Below are 394 nucleotides of genomic sequence, written 5' to 3' on the forward strand. Positions count from 1 at the left end.
CGCCCATTAAAGCGGTACGCGAGCTGGGTTCAGAACGTCGTGAGACAGTTCGGTCCCTATCCGTCGCGGGCGCAGGAAATTTGAGAGGAGCTGTCCTTAGTACGAGAGGACCGGGATGGACGCACCGCTGGTGTACCAGTTGTCTTGCCAAAGGCATAGCTGGGTAGCTACGTGCGGACGGGATAAGGGCTGAAAGCATCTAAGCATGAAGCCCCCCTCAAGATGAGATTTCCCATGGCGCAAGCTAGTAAGATCCCTGAAAGATGATCAGGTTGATAGGTCAGAGGTGGAAGCGTGGCGACATGTGGAGCTGACTGATACTAATAGATCGAGGACTTAACCAACGCTTTAAAAAATGAAATACCTTCTTATTATCTAGTTTTGAAGGAATGAA

General features: G+C 50.3%; 1 rRNA gene. It reads left to right on the plus strand.

The features are described from left to right. Positions 1–344: ribosomal RNA gene (locus tag CVN76_RS00455) — 23S ribosomal RNA — on the plus strand; the annotation flags it as partial. Positions 345–394 lie beyond the last annotated feature (50 nt).

The organism is Bacillus sp. mrc49, assembly GCF_002803435.1.